The 20,354-nt window shown below is 43.6% G+C and carries 17 protein-coding genes and 1 tRNA gene; 6 read left to right on the forward strand and 12 right to left on the reverse strand.

Annotated features, from left to right (window positions below; genetic code table 11):
• Nucleotides 1-4: 4 nt before the first annotated feature.
• Both Pan241w_RS12445 and Pan241w_RS12450 read right to left on the reverse strand, forming a co-directional pair.
• Complete coding sequence (locus tag Pan241w_RS12445; protein ID WP_145215901.1) at nt 5-295, reverse strand: hypothetical protein; 291 nt, start codon at nt 293-295, stop codon at nt 5-7.
• Between the two features lie 104 nt (nt 296-399).
• A complete protein-coding gene (locus Pan241w_RS12450) occupies nt 400-1,284 on the reverse strand; it encodes a DUF1559 domain-containing protein (RefSeq protein ID WP_232107436.1) in 885 nt (294 codons plus the stop codon).
• A 457-nt stretch (nt 1,285-1,741) separates the two neighbouring features.
• Between Pan241w_RS12450 and Pan241w_RS12455 the strand changes: the two genes are divergently transcribed.
• Nucleotides 1,742-2,764, forward strand: a complete 1,023-nt coding sequence (locus tag Pan241w_RS12455; RefSeq protein ID WP_145215904.1) for a hypothetical protein — start codon at nt 1,742-1,744, stop codon at nt 2,762-2,764.
• Between the two features lie 13 nt (nt 2,765-2,777).
• On the opposite strand, the gene Pan241w_RS12460 is transcribed toward Pan241w_RS12455, so the two are convergent.
• Entirely contained in the window at nt 2,778-3,728 is a 951-nt protein-coding gene (locus tag Pan241w_RS12460) for a zinc ribbon domain-containing protein (protein ID WP_145215907.1), read from the reverse strand.
• A gap of 449 nt (nt 3,729-4,177) precedes the next feature.
• Between Pan241w_RS12460 and Pan241w_RS12465 the strand changes: the two genes are divergently transcribed.
• The 4 genes from Pan241w_RS12465 (at nt 4,178) to Pan241w_RS12480 (ending at nt 10,703) form a co-directional block, all read left to right on the forward strand.
• Nucleotides 4,178-5,572 carry a neutral/alkaline non-lysosomal ceramidase N-terminal domain-containing protein gene (locus Pan241w_RS12465; RefSeq protein WP_198000490.1) on the forward strand — a complete coding sequence of 465 codons (1,395 nt, stop codon included), beginning with the start codon at nt 4,178-4,180 and terminating at the stop codon, nt 5,570-5,572.
• Nucleotides 5,573-5,631: 59 nt separating this feature from the next.
• Entirely contained in the window at nt 5,632-8,943 is a 3,312-nt protein-coding gene (locus tag Pan241w_RS12470; protein ID WP_145215913.1) for an outer membrane protein assembly factor BamB family protein, read from the forward strand.
• Nucleotides 8,944-9,139: 196 nt separating this feature from the next.
• Nucleotides 9,140-9,213, forward strand: a tRNA-Arg gene (locus Pan241w_RS12475).
• 575 nt (nt 9,214-9,788) lie between these two features.
• On the forward strand, nt 9,789-10,703 hold the full coding sequence (locus Pan241w_RS12480) for a hypothetical protein (RefSeq protein ID WP_145215916.1): 915 nt from the start codon (nt 9,789-9,791) through the stop codon (nt 10,701-10,703).
• 201 nt (nt 10,704-10,904) lie between these two features.
• On the opposite strand, the gene Pan241w_RS12485 is transcribed toward Pan241w_RS12480, so the two are convergent.
• The 9 genes from Pan241w_RS12485 to Pan241w_RS12520 all read right to left on the reverse strand — a co-directional run bounded on the left by Pan241w_RS12485 (nt 10,905) and on the right by Pan241w_RS12520 (nt 19,881).
• Nucleotides 10,905-11,120 (reverse strand): hypothetical protein, encoded by a 216-nt coding sequence (locus Pan241w_RS12485; protein WP_145215919.1) that lies wholly within the window; start codon nt 11,118-11,120, stop codon nt 10,905-10,907.
• Between the two features lie 10 nt (nt 11,121-11,130).
• On the reverse strand, nt 11,131-12,252 hold the full coding sequence (locus Pan241w_RS12490; RefSeq protein ID WP_198000491.1) for a radical SAM protein: 1,122 nt from the start codon (nt 12,250-12,252) through the stop codon (nt 11,131-11,133).
• Between the two features lie 150 nt (nt 12,253-12,402).
• Entirely contained in the window at nt 12,403-14,964 is a 2,562-nt protein-coding gene (locus Pan241w_RS12495) for an ATP-binding protein (RefSeq protein ID WP_145215925.1), read from the reverse strand.
• A 1,249-nt stretch (nt 14,965-16,213) separates the two neighbouring features.
• Nucleotides 16,214-16,408 (reverse strand): YegP family protein, encoded by a 195-nt coding sequence (locus Pan241w_RS12500; RefSeq protein ID WP_145215928.1) that lies wholly within the window; start codon nt 16,406-16,408, stop codon nt 16,214-16,216.
• Nucleotides 16,409-16,674: 266 nt separating this feature from the next.
• Nucleotides 16,675-16,830 carry a hypothetical protein gene (locus tag Pan241w_RS29385; protein ID WP_198000492.1) on the reverse strand — a complete coding sequence of 52 codons (156 nt, stop codon included), beginning with the start codon at nt 16,828-16,830 and terminating at the stop codon, nt 16,675-16,677.
• Nucleotides 16,831-17,359: 529 nt separating this feature from the next.
• Nucleotides 17,360-18,037: a DUF6338 family protein gene (locus tag Pan241w_RS12505; RefSeq protein WP_145215931.1), complete on the reverse strand. Its 678-nt coding sequence runs from the start codon at nt 18,035-18,037 to the stop codon at nt 17,360-17,362.
• A gap of 27 nt (nt 18,038-18,064) precedes the next feature.
• Nucleotides 18,065-18,463: a hypothetical protein gene (locus Pan241w_RS12510; RefSeq protein ID WP_145215934.1), complete on the reverse strand. Its 399-nt coding sequence runs from the start codon at nt 18,461-18,463 to the stop codon at nt 18,065-18,067.
• A gap of 259 nt (nt 18,464-18,722) precedes the next feature.
• Nucleotides 18,723-18,956: a YegP family protein gene (locus tag Pan241w_RS30030; RefSeq protein WP_390621010.1), complete on the reverse strand. Its 234-nt coding sequence runs from the start codon at nt 18,954-18,956 to the stop codon at nt 18,723-18,725.
• Nucleotides 18,957-19,500: 544 nt separating this feature from the next.
• Nucleotides 19,501-19,881: a hypothetical protein gene (locus Pan241w_RS12520; protein ID WP_145215940.1), complete on the reverse strand. Its 381-nt coding sequence runs from the start codon at nt 19,879-19,881 to the stop codon at nt 19,501-19,503.
• Nucleotides 19,882-20,052: 171 nt separating this feature from the next.
• Between Pan241w_RS12520 and Pan241w_RS12525 the strand changes: the two genes are divergently transcribed.
• Nucleotides 20,053-20,268 carry an eL24 family ribosomal protein gene (locus Pan241w_RS12525; protein ID WP_145215943.1) on the forward strand — a complete coding sequence of 72 codons (216 nt, stop codon included), beginning with the start codon at nt 20,053-20,055 and terminating at the stop codon, nt 20,266-20,268.
• Nucleotides 20,269-20,354 lie beyond the last annotated feature (86 nt).

A 20,354-nucleotide genomic window follows, 5' to 3' on the forward strand; every position in this document is an offset into this window, starting at 1 on the left:
AATCTCACTTCTCCAGCGTCTTCACCACTTTCGCAGCCAATTTCTTGACTTCTTCCGGATCAGACAGTTCTTGAAAGCTCTGTACGGAGACCGCCTGTTGCATGTGGCCGGCGTTTTCCAGACCGACGGTCAGGTCTTGCAAGACGTCATCATATTTGCCGGTCTCGGCGATTTTCTGGAGTGTGGGAACTAGTTGGGCTTCGGTAAGGCCGGGGCTGACTTCAGGTGCAGCGGGAGTACTATTGGTGCAGCCGATGAGTGTGAGTGTCAGTAAACAGAGTGCAATGGTTTTCATAGGTGTCATTTCAGACTTGGGGGAGGAGGATCAGGAAAGAACCAGCTGCGCCGTTTGTCAAAGTCGACGCAACTGGTTGAACAGGTTCGGAATGGAAAAGTGGATTATGGCAGTTCCACTACGTTGCCATCTGCGATAAATCCCAGGTCGCGATACTTGTTAAGATCGATGTTTTCGCTGAGGAAGCGGACGGCACCATCACCCAGCAGGAAGTGGCAGCCTCCCGTGTGTGAACTGGTGAAGTTCCAGGAGCCCGCAGTGCCGTTGATTCCATAGTAGGCACTGTTGGTCGCGATCGCATTTTGTGTGTAGTAGGCGGCATCGGAATAGTTGCCGATCCAGATCGTGCCGTTTTTGGTGCCTTCGGTTCCACGCTCACCGATGATGATCGTATTGCTGAGCCCGTCGCGGTAATCGCGGAATCGCACACTGGAGTTATCATAAAATGAACCGGTTGGTTTGGAGGAGCCGGAACTCTTGTAAGTATTCCCGGCGACACCAGTGTAGTTGGATTTTCCATAATTGCCGACGTCCGTATTGATGCCGCCCATGGGATCGGAAGGGCAAATGTAGGCCTTCAAAACCACTTTGGAATAGGGAGTGGGTACAGTCGCACTGGCGGTGGTCATCTCGCTGATGGTAGTCCAGTTGTTATCCAGCGCACCGACTTCAGCGATCGAATTATAAAGGGCACTTTGCTCGATGTAGGGCAGAATGAATGTTCCCCAACCGAGCAGATTGTGGTTTGTCACATTGGCGGCCGGGTCATCGTCCAGGTAACCGGGAGGCAGCGTATTATGCACGTCATGGTAGTTGTGCATGGCGATCCCAATCTGTTTCAGGTTGTTTTTGCAGGAACTGCGGCGGGCGGCTTCCCTGGCCTGTTGCACTGCGGGCAGCAGGAGCGCGATCAGAATCGCAATGATAGCGATGACGACCAGTAGTTCGATCAGAGTAAATCCGTTTCTTCTTCGATGTTTAAACAGCACGAGTTTCTCTCCCTGGAGGATTGATTGTTAAAAGTGAGGACATTTTGGCGGGTGAAACGAATTCTCATTTCACGAATTTGGCACAGCTCAGGCTGGAGGAAGACATCAAACACATGCATCGCACCGGAAGGGGAAGTTGTTTTGAGTCAAGTTGTGGTGCTTTTTATCAGGCTTGTTTAAAAATTGTATTGTCGAAATATTAATTGTTGGCAAAATTGTTTTTGATCTCTTTAAAATAGGATCTGTGTCACTTCATGATGTAGAACAGAAATCGGACAGGACTTTGTGTGAACTCGGTTTTTCGGGAGTGAAAACGATCGCACTCAGGCGTGGCATTGAGTACCCTCTATACAAACGAATTTTGCAAATCGGTTTGAACCATCGGCCTTGTTTGAGCGTTGTGACAGAGTCCACCTGAGCATATTGGCCGAGTTACCCCCTTTTCTGAGTGAGCAGGATGACGATCAAAGTAAGCTGTGGGATGTGCGGGAAGAACTACAAAGCCCCTGATAAAGCAGCAGGGAAGAAGTTGCGCTGCAAAGAGTGTGGGGAATCGATCAAAATTCCGGAGCCGGAAGTTGAGTATGGGGATGACGACGACGGCTTCTCCAATCTGCTCGCCGATGCGGTCGAACTGGAATCGAAATCAAAATCCATTCGACGGCCCGTCCGTAAACCGATGGTCAAAGCGGAAAAATACCAAGGGGATGAAGATAGCCCCGTGGCTAAGAAAAAGGAAAATAACTACACGCAAGACCTGATGCAGACGTTTCTGTTTCTCTTGGATCCTGCCAATTTGTTTACATTTATGATGATTTGGGGGCTGCTGTTTGCCAAGGATATTATTTTGCCTTTTGCAGCAGGTTTAGGGGCCATTGGCAGGCTGATTATCCTGGGTTGGTATAGCAATTATCGATTTAGCGTGATTTATGAAGCGGCCACGGGACGGAAGGAATTGCCGGAGCTGGCTCCTGAAGAGGGCTACTTTATTCCGATGCTGCAGTGGATGGCGACCTGGTTGCTCGTCCATTTTCCGGCGATTTTGTTCCTGGCTTTCGCCGTGAATTTTGAATTGACAGTGCTTTTGAAAGTTGCTCTGTTGGGGTTTGACATCCGGGAACTATCAGAATTATTAAGCGCGACTCAATTGGGAGTGTTGGTCGTTCTCTATAGTGCCGGTCTGTTTTTCTGGCCCATTCTCGCCTTATGTGTGGCTGTGGGAGGATTCGAGACCGTTTTCCGTATCGATCTGATGATCGTGACAATTTTCAAGACGATAGCTGCCTATTTCTTTACAGCAGGCGCAATGTTTCTCACCGCGGCAGTCTATTACTTTACTGTTTACACTGCACCAGAACTTGGGATCGTTGGACTTATTTTTATGCTTCCGGTCATTATGTATATGGAAATTGTGGCGCTGCGCATGATCGGCCTGTATTATCACCACTTCAAAAAACGGTTTGCCTGGAACTGGGGTTAGCGATCGACGTGACTTACTTCTCGTGAATGGTCTGCACGACCTGGTCAAAGGCAGGACGCATCTTGTCAAACAGGCCTTCGTCGCAAAGACAGATCAGATTGAACTGGACGCGGCCGGTGAGGAATGTGACACGTAATCCTTTTTGTTTGCCGCCGAGAAAGCTTTTGGTCGTGAAAATCGAACTGCACGTATCCCCCATCTTGCTTTTAAACAACTGGAAGTTGCCGATCTCTTCATAGTTAGAGTAATCATCGGAAAACTTTCGCTTCATCAAACGATGGATATCAACAACCGGCGGTTCGATGTCGTCGTCCGCACCCTGATTCATTGCCAGCCCTGCACCTCCCAGAGCAGATCCTGTCATATTTCCGCGAATGGAAATCGTGGTGCTTTCATCTGGAGAAATAAACTTGGCCCAGCTTTGGACGCCTCCCTGACCGCCCCCGCTTTTCTCTGTCCAGCCTTCGGGGTATTCACAGCCAAAATCGCCGACTTCGGGTTCAAATTTGACAAATTTTGCCGGTGCCACAACATTATTGTTGGCAGCGCCCCCCGGATTCAAAGTACTTCCCTTTGAATAGACGAAGTAGCCCAGTCCCGCCATGATCGCCATGCCCAAAATACTCCCGCCAATCAGCAGCGGAAGCGGCAGTTTCGCATCTCCCTCCTTGGAGGCTGTCTTTTTTTTCGAAGACTCTTGCGGTTTACTTTTTGTGCTGGAACTGCCTTTGCGTTTTCGTAAACGACGTGCTCGAATCTGTGATGAATCGTAAGCATCGTCAAAGTCTGATTCGGACGCCGATGGTTGTCTTTTACGTGATGACTTTGTTTTTTGGGAGCTCTCTGCTTTCAGAACAAAAGGCGTATCGCAATTGCGACAGTTCACTTTTTTGCCGAGCATTTTTTCACTCTTGAGCTTCAATTTTTTCTGACAGTGCGGACAAGTTGCGATCACTTCGGGCACGATTTCAGACTCCCTTTAAGCAGTTTCAACAAGCAGCTCAAATTACTCGGCAGTAAGAGTGACCGCTTGAATCAAAGTGTATTCCTAAGCCTCAAATAACGGTATGTAATACAGATATACAGAACCGCAAGAGAATTCAAGATCTGCTAAAAGAATCAATTGTGAATTCTGTATTTGAAAAATTCATAAATCAAAACGATAGAGCAGACAAAAAAGAGGGATTCAAAGGTCTGCTGTATGACAAAGCCCGTTGATCTGTGTTTTGCTGGCGCGACGACATAGCATCGATGGGCTTTGTTCTTTAAAATTGTGTGAGTGAAAATTCGGGAAGCTGCGAACGAACATGCTACAAGCTGGTTCACATCGGCAAATATTTATGCCATAATTGAATGAAAGACCCCTTCAAGGTCGTCTTGTCGAGAATTGTGTCTGGCTTCCAGGAGATTCCCATGCTTTTGTTGATGCAAAAATGCGTTCTATGCTGTCTGCTTGTTTTCGTTTCAGGAATGGGGCTTGTCTCTCAGCTTCAGGCCGCTGATGCCCCTTATTCGTATGGCTTTGCGAAAACAGACATCACACCGGAAGTTCCCTTGCGACTGTCTGGTTATGGAAATCGTGCCGAAGTCTACGAGGGCGTTGATGAACCGCTTTATATTCGTGCGATTGCCATTCAGACGCCCGATCAAAAGATCTGTTCGCTGGTCTCGCTCGATTCGATTGGCTTTGCCGCCTCGTTTGTTGATCGTATCGCGCAGCAACTCAAACAGAAGCATGGCATGAACCGCGATCAGCTCATGGTTTGCAGTACGCATTCACATACTTCACCACAGCCGATGGAAGGGTTGTCAAATATATTTTCAACGCCGATGACCGAAGCAGAACAACAGGCGGCGCAGAAATACTGGAACAGCGTTGAAGCACGCGTTGTAAAGACGGTGGGCGAAGCGATTCAAAATCTGCGTCCGGGAACAATGTCGCTGGTCACGGGGAAAGTCGGCTTCGCGCAGAATCGGCGTGTGTTGAAGGACGGAAAGTGGACCGGCTTTGGTGTGAATCCGGATGGCCCTGTCGATCATAGTCTGCCGGTCCTCAAGGTAACCGACGAAGCCGGTAAGTTGCGTGGTCTGATCTTCAACTACGCCTGCCACTGCACAACGTTTGGGAGCGATTACAATCGCCTGAACGGAGACTGGGCCGGCTATGCAGCGAAATACATTGAAGAACAGCACGGGGATATCGTTGCCGTCTGTACGATTGGTTGTGGCGCTGATCAAAATCCTGTGCGAGGGAAAAGAGACGTTGCGAAAGATTTGGCAATTGGTCATGGGCGTGCAATTGCATTGGAAGTCAATCGGCTCCTGAAACAGCCGGCAGAAGAATTGAAGGCGGAACTAAAGACCGCATTTGGCTTTGCCAACTTGCCCATCGATGCGCCTCTGGAAAGTGCTTTGAAACAGGCTTTAGAGCATCCGCGACCTCAGGTCAGACAACATGCGAAAAATATGCTGGCGATTATTAAAACGGCAGGTGAATTGCCTGAAACGTACCCGGCTCCGGTTCAGGTCTGGAAATTCGGGAAGCAGCTGACCATGGTTTTCCTCGGAGGCGAAGTTGTCGTCGACTATGCGTTGCGGCTCAAGCAGGAAATCAAAACCGATTCCGTCTGGGTGACCGCGTATGCCAATGATGTGTTTGGTTATGTGGCATCAGAACGCATGCGGGAGGAAGGCGGCTATGAATATGATTTCTCCATGATTTATTACAATCAACCGGGCCCCTGGGCCAAAGGGACTGAAGAACTTCTGATCCACCGGATTCATGAACTAGTGAAACAGGCCCGATGAGGGACTGAAAAAAAGATTCGACCTGCCAATCATCGATTACTTTCATCCGAAAAAGAAGCATGATAAACCAACTCAAAAAACAAATTACATTTTGCCTCTTCGCCTGTCTGATTAGTATTGGTAACAGTCGCGCCGAAGCCGCCGATTGGCCGATGTGGCGGGGAAATGTCGAGCGAACAGCGGTGATTGAGGAAGTCTTACCGGCGGAGCTGCAATTAAGCTGGTCGCGTCACCTGCCGAAGCATCAGGTGGCCTGGCCGAATGAAGAACGGCTGCAGTACGATCTGGCTTATGAACCGGTTTCTGTGGGTGATCGGATTCTGATCGGATCGCCCCGGGATGGAAGTCTGACTGCCTTTGATGCGCAGACAGGTGAGGAGTCCTGGAAATATTTCAGCAACGGCCCCATCCGGTTTGCACCAGTGGTATCAGGCGAAAATGTGATCTTTGGCTCCGATGACGGCAATCTGTATTGTCTGAAACTGACCGATGGTATGCTCCGCTGGAAGATCAGTGGCGCCCCTGACACACATCAACAACGCTGGCATCTGGGCAATGATCGTTTGATTTCCTATTGGCCCGTCCGCGGGGCGCCGGTTGTAAAGGACGGTATTGTGTTTTTCGGTGCCGGAATCTGGCCTTCCATGGGTACCTACTTGAGCGCGGTAGAGATTGAAACCGGCAAACGGAAATGGATCAATCAGCGAATTCAGTTTTTGAAAAATGTCCGCATCGATCATAACTACCTGCACGAAGCCGGCCTCTCGCCTCAAGGTTATTGTCTGATTGCCGACGAAAAACTGATCGTACCCAACGGACGCTCCATGCCTGCCCGCATTGATCCTGAAACCGGGAAGATGCACTATTACGTGCAGGGATATCGCAACGGTGATTCGCGCGTGATGGCAGCCGGTGATGTGCTGCTGGTCGGACATTCCGGCGTCGTCAATCTGGCCGACGGACGAGAAGTGGGTAATCGCTGGGTCGATGCCGGCAAAGACGCACCGCAATCCTGGAGCACGCCGAAACGGGATCAGTTCGAAGGTCCCTTCGATGCCTACAAGATGATGCCCGGCTGCAGCTACCGTTCTGTTTATGACCAGGGCATCTGCTACGGCGTCGAAAAGGGCATCGTGTACGCTTACGATTTATCGAAAGCACAGAAACGTCTGTATGAGAAAAAACATGGCGCGCAAACCGTCAAGCCGGCCAAATGGGAAGCCCCCCTGCTCTGGAAACTGGACACGAAACTGGGTAAAGGCGATACGCATTCCGTCATTAAAGCGGGCAATACGTTGTATGGGCATGTCGGTCCAATCCTCTTCGCAGCTGAGATCGCATCTGACGGAAAATCGGCCAAAATCGTTTGGCAACACAAACTGACACAGACGGTCGGCTCGTTGATCGCCGCGAATCAACGGCTCATCGTTACTTGTCTCAATGGAGATCTGCACTGCTTTCAGACACAACCACCGAAAAATAAGTGGTACAAACGAGTGCATGTGCCTCTACCGAGAGTTTCAGAGGAAGATAACCACCTTGCATTCAAATATCTGGATGCGAGTTCTGTCAAATTGGGTTTTGATGGTTCTGTGAAACCGGGTTATATTGTGATACGAGGCTTGGAGTCCGAGTCGCTGCCGGAAGCATTACTGCAGGTTGCCAGGGCGCGCCTGATCGTGATTGAAGACGACGTCGCGCGAGTCAGTCGACTGCGAAAGAAATTCCTTGATGTTGACATGTATGGCAGGGACATCCAGATCATTCATGCCGATCCCGACACCTTCCCGCTACCGCACTACCTGGCCGATCTGGTCATTGATCAGACGCCTGTCGCAAAGAATGCCGTTGCGCTGACAGAGAAGCTGAATGTAGTTCGTCCATATGGGGGCGTCGCCTGCCTGACGGTGAATGATGCCAATCGGGATGTAATTGAAAAGACGACCGACAGTCTGGACCAGACACATTGGAAAGTGCAACGACAGAACGATCTGGTCATTCTCAAACGTCAGGGGGCTCTGCCCGGTTCGTCTGACTGGACGCACGAATGTTCGGATGCTGCTCGCTCCTATTTTTCGCGTGACAAGCTGGTCAAATCGCCGCTGGGAATTCTCTGGTACGGCGATGGCCCCGGTTACGGCTTTCACAAATTCAAAGATTACGGTCGCGGTGTGAAACCGCAGGTTGCCGGCGGTCGTCTGGTTGCCTTTGATGATCGGGCTAAACGACTCACGGCAATCGACGCCTATACCGGACGCTTGCTCTGGAAATTCGATACCGATACGACCATCGTCCGCTATGCGACGCTACCCGATGCCATCATTGTCGGCCGTAATGCCGAATGTCTGATACTCAACCCGGAAGATGGTTCCGTGATCAAGACGCTCCCCTGTCAACTCGATCCAAAACTGACCGGCGTACCGGGTGTAGTCGATGTACGCGTCTCCGATCCCCTGATTCTGATCGCCGTCGGATTTGATCTGCCCCAAGGTCATAGTCACCCTGCGATCGAAACCGGATTGTGGGATGCGAAAACGATTGTCGCCTTTGATCGCACGACCGGAAAACAACTCTGGTCGAAAATCGCAAAGGAACGGTTCAATATCCATTCGCTCGTGATTGGCGAAGGGCTCGTGTTCTGTATCGATTCAATGGCCCCCTTGAAGGCCGATCAGTTGCAGCGACGTGGCACCGCTCCGGAGAAATTCCCATCCGAAATTCTGGCCCTCGATGCCGCCGATGGATCGGTCAAATGGAAGTACCAGCGTGAATATGGACATCGAGTAATGACCGGTCGCGGCCCGCTGGCGATTCGTCCCTATGATGACTGGGCCGCTTACTCGTATCAATCGAAGTTTCTTTACACAGGAAAGCTGAAAGAGATGCAGGCGATCAACGCAGCCACGGGCGAAAAGGTCTGGGAGAAGCCGATTGGCCTGCAACCGCTGTTGTTGTACGATGATTCGTTTATCAATCAGGCGGGTATCAAATACGACCTCTTGGACGGCAAACAGCTTTCATCGTCCCCCCTCTTCAAGCGCAGTGGCTGTAATTATACGGTGGGCAATCAGAATCTCTTGTTCTTACGAAATAACTGTGCCGCGTATGTCGATATGGACAAGAAGAAGGAATTCAGTCTGCGAAACTTGCGTTCGGGGTGCAGCAACAGTCTGGTCGCCGCCAACGGCTTGCTCAGCATCCCCTGTTTTTCCACCGGCTGCATCTGCAATTACCCGCTGCAGACCTCGTTTGCGATGGTGCATATGCCGGAAGTCAGTCAATGGACGACCGAGGACCCGATCGACGTCAAACAGCTGCGTGATGCACAGACCCTGCTCACGCCGAAAATTCCCGCAAAACCGGGGAAATAGAGTCAACCCAGTCTGACATTTCGCCCCTTTTGCAGGACTGGGAGAAAGAACTCTCCAGTTTTTTTGAAATCCGGCCCTGCAATCGGCGTTGTAAGTATTGAGAATGAAAGCACTTTCAAGTTAAAATCGCCCACCAGTTCAAGAGGACTCAAAAAGCGAACTGATTTCGCCTCAAAAGGGTCCTTTAGAAACACAAGCGCCCGTAGCTCAGCTGGATAGAGCAACGGACTTCTAATCCGTAGGTCGGTGGTTCGAATCCACCCGGGCGTATTTTTAAAGCCGTAACTCATATTGGGTTGCGGCTTTTGTTTTTTTCTGGCTTTTTCAAAATACCCCACGGTTTAGTGTCGTTTAGTGTCTTTTATGATGGGTTTGGTGTCGAGTTTAGTGTCATGGATAAAGACATTATTTGGCTGATCGAAAAAGCATTCCACAATATTCTCTCGGATCAAAAGATCTCTATAGTCTATGCCACTAGGAACCTGTGACGCCAATATAATTAATGGAGGGGATGTTATATCATTTCGTAAAACTGATTTCCATCTGTCAGGTTGATGTTCGAACTTCAATGATGTTAATTTTGTAAACTGCAGATTTATATGAAGTTCTTGCTCAAATATTATTTCCCCCTCAGACGATGTCAGTTTTTTCCCTATGCATATAATACGATAGTATTTGTGATTTTAGACTTTGTGATGCTCCTATATCTAACCTGTGTCATGAACAACCTCTTACCAGCATAATTGGATAATTGCACTTCACATTTGATGAGTCATGACGTGAAGACAAATACTTATACCTTAAGTTAGAAGAAACATTTAATAACAAAAAAAATATACTGTTATGTGGAAATCAATTTCAATTTGTCACAGAGCGGTATTTTTTTAGATCTCCTTCTCTCTTCAATTAGCAATCTTCCGGGATATCATCTTTCCGACAATGCTGAATGGTTCATTTCTAAATGTGTCCAAACCAAACAAGACAGGATAATTCTCAATGAATTTGGAAGAGCGAGTTCCGATTTTAAATGGGGGGAGCTTGAGCATATTTTTCACAACTCTCATTCAATTCAAGAAGTCAAATTGAAATTAAAAAATATCGATTCAGCAGAATTACGTAATTTGGCTTGGATAACCACTAAGCAGTTTTGGAATTCTTTTCAGGATGAATATGCTCTAATACAACATTGCTTAAAGAAAAAAATTGAAACTCTGACATCTCTTAAAAAACAGAAGATGTTTAAAAATTGCTTGTCTCTTATTAAAAAGAGCTATTGCCAAGGAAAAAAGATTTCAACCTTGAATATTTCAGTCACTCCTAATTTTGGATTAAACATTAGTAGTGGAACAGCATTCATGAATGAGAAACCTTTGATTGTTTTAAGAGCTACTAATTTCCCTAAAATGAGCACCAAGCTGAATAAGACTGATTTAGGAGTACTATTTCATGAGATATCTCATTTACTACTTGATTCTGCCTTTAATCCAGCTCGAAAAGTTGTAGATGAGACTTTATCCTTTCAAAAAGCATCAGCAAGCGAGCGAAATGAAGTTAGCGAGATGCTTGTGAGGGGCGGATTTCCGTGTGGAATTCTTGCTATGGAATCAGGACTTATAAAGAGACCAATTCAAAATCCTACATCTCAACTAAACAATCATACAAATCAGTTAATTAAAAGAATAAGAGATCGAAAAATAGTCTTTTGCTTAAGTGATCCTAGAATTACGTTAGAAGCACTCTCGATACTAAGAGAAATGTAGTTTTATTAGACTTTAAACGACGCTATTCTTGAAAGGTCCACACGCTCATTGGCGCTCGAATAATGTTGATCACCTGTGAATACAGGCCAGATGGACCGGTAGTTACGTGTAGAGAAATAAGTCATGCGTTTCACATTTCAATCCATCAAAAAAACTCAATAACTCAAAGTAATTAATGACAGAAATCCACTGTAATCTGCATCATGGAAAGTCAACATTCGAAAAATCATTCCAAACATTTTTGAAAGTGCTGTTAGGCCAATCATTAGGAAATAACTCTATAAGCCTTTCACCTGCAGACTGACCAGTGTCAAGATCAGTAATTTTCTCTGCAAAATCATTTCCATGCCCTATCCTTGTTCGACACTTTTCAATTTCTTTTTCAGACTCTTTAATTCGATTTATTAGCTTTTTCATTTTTTGTCTTTCATTCATTTTTAGTTACGATGGAGTCTAAAATAGCTTCAATCACGGTCTGTTTATGATTTTTGCAATACGCTGTTTCTGATGTATTTAGATTGCCATTTTCAAAATATTTATTACTAGCCTGACCGCCACCACATACTTGAAAATAGTCACATCCTCTTGAACATTTCTGAATACCTTCTAAATATTCTTTAACGTAACGTGAGTTCATTCCAACTGCTAAAATATCACTTAAATCTGAAGAAAGTAGATTTCCAACTATAAATTCATTAGTTGTGTTCTTTCTTTCTGCATTCAGCAACTCTGGTGATAAAAGGACTACATCGCCGTTAACAGCAATAGAGGGGAATAAGTCAATTTTCTTTCCAATAGTGACTCCATTCGCTGAATCACCAGCCAACATTGATGACATCGCTTCCAAATTGTTTTGGATCTCACGGACTTTGATAGGCTTATCATCTGACATCCATATTTCTACTAATTCTTTCCAAAAATTCTCGACCCTTACACTTGGAGTTAAATTTCCTTTATTAGCCCCTTCTTTTTCTTCCACATTTATGCACATGCAGCGACTGCCAATTCCTTTGACAAAATGATAAATCTTTGCTGCATGTTTCAATGAATCATTTCCGATTACTGAGATGGTTGCAAAAGGTATTTCAAAATGTTTTAAGAGATCAATACCCCGCATGGTTGAATTAAAAGATTCTTTTCCGCTCCTATATTTTCTTTTTCTATTCAGTTCCAAAGGACCATCGACACTAACTCCAATTTCAAAATTTTCGTTTTTTAAAAATTCACACCATGACGAATTGAGCAAGGTTGCATTTGTTTGGATATTGTGTCGAACTCTAATGTTAAATTTTTCGCAAGCCAGGGGTTTATGCAATTTTTTAAATTGATCCAATGGCATTGCAAGTGGTTCAGAAGCATGCCAAATTATCTTAAACTCTTCAGAAGTTATATTTCTTTGAATGAAATCTGATAGCCTCTGAGGTATATCAGGTTTCATCAATATTTTTTTGTGTTTCTCAGTTAAGTAACAATAACTACAGTCTAAATTGCAAAAAGTAGTGGGTTGTAAAACTGATGCACCAATTCCAAATTGTGGACTATGTTTCATGTACCTAATATCCACTCTTCTAATTGGAGATAACTTGAGCCACAGCACTACCAGCATTTAACAATGTAAACGTATTCTAAACTACAATGATTTTGTGTCCACTGTTTTTTGTGGTTTCTAGTGCATATTGGTTCCTTGCAATAGCTTTTTTCAAAATTGTCCACTTACCAAAACTCTAATACGTTTCAACAATCCGATTTCACTTAGCTCCTCACGAACTTTCTCCAATATTTTTTTATCAGGAACAACTACAACTATTTTCTTATATCCTTCTGCCAAATCATTCCGCACCCTAGAAACAACATCGGTTGAGTCTTGCAGCATCTCAATACATGTGTCAGGCTGTGGCACTCCTGCAGCAAGCCATTCCCTTCTGCCTAGCCTCTTTCTGGATGGAATCATTTCTGTAGCTTTGTCTCTAATTGTGCCACTTTTCTCTTCACACTGACTGAGCAGCTTTTTAGCAGTGTCAGTTAATTGAAGTAGAAGTATGAAAGCGTTGCCCGATTGCACTTTTTGAGGCTCAACCAGACTATTCTCAATCAATAAGTTTTTCAGTCGATTGCCTTTCTTCGTATCAAAACCCAGACGCTGATAGCGTGCAAAAACTCCATCATCGGGAAACTGAACAATATCTTTGAGTAGCCTAATGACATCACCACTAAATATTTCTTTTTGAAGGTTTGGCACATGTCGAGTTAATAGGTGAAAATCATCAAATGAATTTCGTAGGATGATTTCAACTATACCTGGCATCAACAAACCAGCAGAATTTAGTGCCTGTTCTACTTTCTGATATGCTTTTTCATCCGTTGCAACAACAACTACTTTTTGCATCCCTTCAAGCAGATCTCTTTTCACGTTTGAAACAACATCAGATTTACCGGTCTCAATCTCAAGAGCAATAGATTTAACGCTCTCGGACGCTTTCCAGGCTAAAACATCCATTCGACCAGAATTGTCACCTGCTGTTCTCAGCCACTCAAACTGAGTGAAGTAGCCAAACGATTCAAAAATTTTGGCACACCACTTTTTCCAATACTCATGTTGGAGTGATGCGCGTCCATCAATGCCTTCTGTACCAAGTAATAGTTTCTTGGCATTTGTCGTCGGAGAAAGAACGAGCTTGGATGTTTTCCCAGTCTTTACTGAACCTTGCGTCACAAGATTCATCTCAAGTAATTTCTTTTTGAATGCGTGACCGTTTTCAGCACTCAGTTTCAATCGTTTATATCGTTTATTCAGACCATCTTCAGGGAACTGAACAACATCTTCTAATAATTGAAACGGACTATTTTCCATACCTATATCATTCAAGAAAAACCGTCTTTTATCGACGGAAGCAGTGATTTTACGCTCTCGGGAATTGCTCGCCAAATCCTGTGTAAAAAATCTACGCTCTCGGAAACTCTTGGCATTTTTTATGTACTCTTTTAGCACTGAATCAGTCATGACTCCCTTTGTCACGTCAACCAAGGGAAATTGCAAAAGAAATGGCTGGCGGAAGCGATCCTGTAATTTCACAATTCCCTGACCAACAGGCAGCATGCTAAAATGGTGTTTATCTGAATCATGCACTAACGACAGACCTGCCGCTTTATTAATGTCGGTTGGATCTTTTTGGTTTAAGCAGATAGTCGTGTAGCAGTTTCCTAACGCAGCACTGGAAATTAAATGTGGATGCTGTTCAACGACAATACAGCCAATTCCTAGCTCTCGTCCTTGCCGTAAAAGCTGGTTCATAAGAGTTTCGCTACTTCTGTGCTCTTGCCTGTACAATACATGATGAGCTTCTTCGAAGACCACAACAAATTGCAGTTGTTCTCGATTCTGGTTTGTCATCTGTACGGAATAAACCCAGGAACACAATAATGGGATTAAAAATTTCTTGGCACTTTGCGACAAACCATCGAGTTCAATTATCGTATTCTGTTTGAGCAGCGATTTCGTGAACTGCTCTTGCGCTTCTGCATCAACGGATTTAAAAGATGCAGCAACGCTTTCGATGGCTCTTTTGGCAGTTAATTTCCAGCCTGTTGCCCGTTCTTTTGTTTGCATGGATTCAATTGCTTCCAAGACAGTCTTAAACGAAGGAGCTTTTTCTTTTTTAAAACTGGCAATGAGTGCTTTATGTACAATGCTTTTGGCTCCTTCACCTAGCACATAGGCTGAAGCCAGCACATCAACGACCTGATTTAAATAAACGGACTTTTCTAAACCAGAGGGAACAATCAAAGGATTAAAGGGAAAGGGAGAAAGATTTCTTCCTGGCGTGAAAACTTCAACGTTATCAGAAAACAATGGAAGAAGATGGCGGGCGGTTCTCTTCCAGTCCAAAAAGAGGAATGGGATTTTTTGAGAGACAAGTTGCTTTAAAATGTGAAATACAACGTTTGTTTTTCCCGCACCTGAACGACCAAATATTGAAAGATTTTGGTTCAGTTCATTTTTAGAAAGAGCAAACTGCCATTTTGGTTGCTCATAAATAACAGTGCCAAGATGGAGATTGCCTTTTGCTATTTTTTCCGGAGGGAGTGAGAGCAAAAGTTTCTTTTGATAATCTCCCAAAACGGAGTGAGCAGTGTGAAGTATCTGGCGATGTACTAAATCCCTTAATTCAGGATTTGCAAAGTCCAAGGTCTTTCGCCATTTTTTTACTCGTTCTGGTATGAGTGGTTCCAGTTTTCTAAGTAGTATTTCAATCTCTGTCATTCTTATCGTAGTTGTTCATGTTGATGAAGCAGTGAAAGTAGTCGCTCTTCAAAATGCTGAACTTCCTTTTCATGCTCTTTAATCACTCTTTGCCTTTGAGTTTCCAGTCTGACTTTGGTGTGCATCAGCTGCCCGCGAATTTTGTCCCGGTCAATCCAGATGGAATGTGAGTATTCAGTTGGCTGTCTTTTAAGATTTAACAGCCGATTATCAATTGGTTCACGCACCAGTTCCAGTCGATCAATTAGGCTTGAAGTTGTTTTTCTGGAACGATTGAGATGTTCTAAAACGAGTTCTATTTCCGCAGCTACAAAATTGCTTGGCTCATCACTATGTCTATCAATGTTTTTAATGATGTCTTTACATAGCTGTTCAAGCCTGCTTTCAGTTTCGAATTTTCACCTCCGCTCGTCTCAAGAGTTCTTTAAACTGTTTTCCCATTTGTGTCAGTTCGTACTTCGGATAGGTTTTCTTTTTAAAGTAGACTGCTTGAACGATTTTTTGATCTTTGAAAAACCGGATGATGTCACGCACGTTGTCTGCGTTAATATGAATGCTTGGATATTCAATTCTTAATTTGCGTTTGATTTCGGCTGGCTGCAACGGAATTGAAAGCGTTTTGATAACAGCAGAACGATGGTTAAAACAAAGTTTGCCATAAAGAGACCAGTTGATTGATGGGAGAGAGTGATTGAACAGGGAAAGCTTCTGTTCTTTTCGGTTTCTGTTTTGAAGTGTACAGCCAGGATTTGTGAGCCAATAGAGGCGGCCAATTCTGGCTTCAGGATTGATGCAATAAAGTAACTCTTTTCGAGAAAGGCTTCTGACTAAATCTGCGCACCGCTTGGTTTCTAAGCCGGCCTGGTAGCTTAACTGGGCAGGAGTGAGTGGTTGCTGCCAGTGAATCAGAAATTTTCTTGCTAAATCTGAATTAAGAATGGATGCGATTCTTGGTTTACCTCTTTTCTAAGGACAGAGTACATGGCGAGTTTAAAAACGGTTACGCTGAATAGTGTGTGTTCGCTCAACGGACCTGTGATCGCGATCCATCCCGCAGAACTTGTCTCAGAAACAATCCGGGCAAATAAATACCCTGCATTTCAAACAATCTGTTGTACCGTGCAAAGATCAGCATTCACTTTTCAGCATGGAGAAAATTAAGGACCAGTTGAAAACTGCTACTGCCTTGCGACGATGATTCAGATAAATTAACAGAAGGGATACCAGTTTTTCCTGGAATGTTTATTTATTAATCCTTGTCATAATAAACTGAGTCATCCGATGAGTTCTTCATTAATTCAATTGAATGTAAGCAGTCTGAACGTTTGACATAACTTTCACTGCTTCGTGAAATTGCTTCTCCATTTTTTGCGTAGTAAACCCAGTACCACTGCTTTTTGTTGTCTTTTTTCTGCCAATAACAGGGATAGGTTACTTCTGCCATTTCAAATTTCCTCAAATAATTATGCGTTCAGCTAAATATCTATTGATTAGACTTCGAGATTCAAGAAGTCGAACCAATTTGCAATACAAAACATACACTTCAAAACAATTCTGGCCTGCTTGATTTTTTCTTAGGTTATGATGTTATTTCCAACATTTGAATCAGTGAGATTAAACAGCTTAGGCATACCTTCTCCGTCGCAAACATCGTAATAACCAGCGCATATTTCAAGAGATCTGTCTTGCTAGATTTCTCCTGTAAAAAGATTATTTATCTTTTACGGGAGGAGGTGGTGGAGATGCTGGCTTAGCCTCATTTGTTGTCTCTGGAGGTGGCCCATTATATCCGGTTCTTATATCTCTAGAAGGGTCTGGAACTGCTTGAATATCGTTAATATTTCTTTCAGATTCATTATTTGTCATTGTGAATTTCCCTTATCTTTAGGTGGTGGAGGAGGTGGAGAGACTGGTCTCATATCTGCCCTAGGACTAGGTGGTGGCCCATTATATCCATTCTCTACAAACTGAGGACCATCGTGCCCCTCATGAGCGTTTTCTGCCGGATTTGGTTGTTGTTTTTCGCTCATCTTAACTCCTACTTATCTTTTGGTGGTGGCGGTGGCGGTGGTGAGGTTGGTCGCGCTTCATTAGTTACATTTTTGGGTGGTCCACCATTTCTTCCTGCTTTTGATTGCCCATCACCAGACTGAGTCATATTCTCTTTAGGTGGTGGTGGTGGAGGTGTTGGCTTTTTACTTCCCATTAAAATCTCCTTTATATTTCTTTAGTAAATGAAGGCATGCTAGGATCGAATTCACTGTCACAAGTTGATTAAAATATCCTGGAGAAGCCCCATTTGATGACTCTCTGAATATTGCAATCTTATCTTGATTCAAACTAAATAATTTTAGTTCTTCACTTTTCATTTAATTAGTATGAACTGATTCTAATTCTATTCATCATCATCTTTTCTAAGATTCAGTAAGAGCTCTGTTGATTTCTGCAGTTGGTCAAGGTCGTAAGTTGGATCATTTTCGTCTTTCTCAAATTCCACCATTCTTACCTGCTTGGCTGGAATTAGCATTTTCAGAGTAAGTGAAAGAGGAGCCCGTTGGTTATCTTCTAAAATCCATTCGGGTCTTAGAATAACAAAGTGCCCTTCATCAGGGTGATCAGGCCATTCATAAGGCCAACCAAAAAGGCGCCTACCGTCTTTAAAATGGAGGTAGATAAAACACTTATCTTCATTGAATGCGCTAAACCATTCTGACGGATGTGATGTTCTTTTTGTTGCACTGATTAGAGGGAAAAGGTTCGCATGTAATATCCCAGTATTAGCAAAATAAGAAAACAGAAAACCCAATGCTATTGCGAAGAACGCAGAAACAATAAATGAAGTGTCCTGATTCCAAACACCAATAGTCCACCCATATGATCCCAGCCAAATAAAAGACCAACTAAGTGGAAGTACCAAGAGTTTAATTATTGCAGTAAATATCAGTGCTTGAATGGTGCGTTCAAAAGGCGACTTTTTCGGATGAGCTGTTAGGCTATAAAAAATCCATGCAGTGATAAATCCAGGTAATAGCTGGTAAACAGCGGAAACTAAATCTGCACTCGGAAAACTCATCTCTACTCTTTTCTAAGTAGAATTAGATTATTGATTAATTGTTTCTTCGATCATATTAATAATTAAAAATGAAACACTGTCATTTTCATGAAGGCCATGCTGAAGCGAATATTCTTTTTCATTGTGATCAAAATAAAGGTGAATATTTAGTTGAAATATTTTCTCTCTATTAAGACAGATATTTTTTACAATGAACTCAACTGATTCCAGTTTTGTTCTAAGTTGTATCGAACATTGATAACCATAAAGAAAGAAAGTAAATTGATTCCTTAATTTGTTCTCTTTCTTTTCTTCTTCACTGTCATTTTCAAAAAAACAGCCTTCGCATCGAATATTTGCATAGTCCTTGAAGTCTGAGAGATATTCGCTCCACTTGTGCATCAGGTTTTTATAACCTTTTACGTGCTGAGATTCTGTTACGTGCATGATTTGACCCCCAAAAATTTGATCTCGCGTTACCAAGTATTTTTTGTTAAAACACGCGCATGAGCAAATTACATCAGATCTCTGAAGATGACCTCGCAGAACTGGATAGGATCCTACCTCAATTCTGTGAAGCCTTGACTCCGGTCCTCGACACTCGGTTAAAAGTACAATTAAGGCGCTGTCAAACTATTCTCTCTAATGTTCGGTGGGGGTATGGACCGCCAGAGTCTATAGAGAGAATAGAAATGACTGATGAAGATTAGGGAGATAGATAGAAAACCTCTGATTCCCAACTTCTTCGCATTATTTCAACCGCATTTTGACAATCAGCTTTGTTGAAATAAGACTCACTGGAAACAGCGATAATCCTGTTATTTCCAGCCACATATCTCCAACGCCATTGTCCAGAGATGTCTTTGTAGATGTAATAAGCCATAGCCCCATTCCTTAAGTTGTTTGGGGTACTGTCATCATATGAATAGAAAGATGACATGATCTGATAAGAGAGATGTACCAGAGCGGTCTATGGTAGGTCGCTAGAAATACCACTTCCGTGCTAGATTATCCCTAACAATAAAGTTGAGTGTACATTTTCTAAATTAATAGTCAACAGGAATATACACATTTCACAAAAAAGGGCCCCAACCAAATATGGTCAGAGCCCAGGTATTTCTAGCGAGCAATTTTATACCATTCTTCAAGAAGTTGTACAAGACTAACAGTTTAATAATGGTGAAACTCATCCAGTCTTAGTGACCAGAATCATCCCTCATCTTCAAAATAAACCTTCTTATCCCTCGGAAAAGAGATTTTCCATTCTAATTTATAAGACCAGTGAATGGGGAATTCAATCTGATACCCGCTAGTCTTCGCGCTGGCGGTTTGCGAATAATCCGATGCTCTGCATGCTTATCAGTAGGTCTGCCGGTAGCGGTGGTTTCAGTCAACTGCTGTATCTGATAAACCCACTTTGAGTGCGGGTAACAATGAGAACTGCAGCTCTGTTTTTAAGAATTGCGCCGTGAAGTCCAAGATTATTAGACAGTTGAGTCAATATAGCGGACAAAATTTTCTTTTGCCTTTTCTAGCAGCGATCTTTCTCTCACTTCTGAGAAAAATTCATCCTGCATGTCGATTTCGTGCAGTAATCTAAATACATGATCGAGGGAATCTCCATACTGATAAAACGGAAATCCACCAAGTAGACAAGCCGTTGCTTTGATTGGAATTCCTTCTTTTTCTGCTTGATTAATTACTTGCAGGCACACTGTTGCAAGCTCTCGTTTCAAGTCCTTACTTTCAATCGTTTTTGATTGGGAGATCTGTTCTTCTTCAGTCAGGCGCTTATGGAGTTCTGCTATTCTATTTCGCAATTCTATGGAAAACTTATGTCGAAGTTCTTCTGAATCTTCTGTCATGGAAATTTCAAAAAGAAACCTCTTTTTTATGAATAGTGTTTCTGGGACATGTTTAACACAAACTAACTTTGCAGATATATGCTTTTCAAAACATGCAATTCAGCTGAGTTTTTTTCAACTCTTTAAGATTTTCAGATTCGCTCCAAACGGTTGAAAGGAGGTGAAGGATGCATGGAAGAAAAAGAGGATAAAAAAATTGAGTGCCAGAATTGTAAGCAGGAGATTTATTTCTCAGGCGATGTGTTGACAGTAGAGCGAGCAGTGAGAGGAGATCAGATCATACCTCTTGGAGGAGTGAAGTATTTTTGTAGTGAGAATTGCATTTCCGATTATTATCGTGAGTTTGAAAATACTCCTGGGGTGAACTTTTTTCGGGCTCCTTATTGAGAGGAGATGGAGAATGAATCTGAAGAAAATCTGCTTGAACAAGAGGTTGATCCGGAAGAGGTTATTCGAAGGTTGAAACGAATTCG

It is taken from the genome of Gimesia alba (assembly GCF_007744675.1).
GTDB lineage: Bacteria > Planctomycetota > Planctomycetia > Planctomycetales > Planctomycetaceae > Gimesia > Gimesia alba.